At 59.6% G+C, this 764-nt stretch carries 1 protein-coding gene; it reads right to left on the reverse strand.

Annotation, left to right across the window (positions count from 1 at the left end; translation table 11 throughout):
- Positions 1-18: 18 nt before the first annotated feature.
- Positions 19-764 (reverse strand): IS5 family transposase gene (locus tag ACZBJS_RS42660; protein ID WP_463440347.1). Its coding sequence is split into 2 segments (ribosomal slippage), with 744 coding nucleotides annotated over them: positions 19-444 and positions 447-764; the frame shifts between segments, so codons are not numbered across the junction. This gene is flagged as partial in the annotation.

A 764-nucleotide genomic window follows, 5' to 3' on the forward strand; every position in this document is an offset into this window, starting at 1 on the left:
ACTAGGTGGTGTGGACATTTATCGCATCCATAAGACGATGGCTGCGAGAGTAACGACGGCCAGGTAATTTCGGGCGGTCTTTTCGAAGCGGGTTGCGACGCGGCGGAACTGCTTGAGTTTTGAGAAGCAGCATTCGACGAGATGACGCTGGGCATAGAGATGCTTGTCCAGCGGATATTTGAGCGCACGTGACGGGTTGTTGGGGATGACGGCGAGCGCGCCTTTGGCAGCGATCGCCTGGCGCAAGTGATCGGCGTCATAAGCCGTATCCGCCATGACGACCTGGGCAGGTAATCCCTCGATCAATTCGGCGGCTTGCGGTACGTCGCTCTTCTGACCTGCGGTGAGCTTGAACCGTACGGGACATCCCAGGCCGCGAACGGCCATATGTATCTTGGTGCTCAGGCCACCGCGCGAGCGACCGATCGCCTGATCTTCAGACCCCCTTTTTTCGCCCCAGCGGCGTGCTGGTGCGCCCGGACGATGGTGGAGTCGACGATCAGATACTCGAAGTCCGGATCACCGGACATCGCTTCGAATATGCGCCACCAGACCCCCTTGATGCTCCATCGACTGAAGCGCCGAAACACGCTGTTCCAGTCTCCAAACACCTCCGGAAGATCACGCCAGGGAGAGCCAGTGCGCACGATCCAAAGTACGCCCTCCACAAACATCCGGTTGTCCCGTCCGGTCGAACCCTTCTGGTCAGGCCGGCCGATGATCAACGGCGCCATCCGCTCCCATGTCGCGTCGCTCAATACCAA

It is taken from the genome of Bradyrhizobium sp. KZN70725 (genome assembly GCF_055264925.1).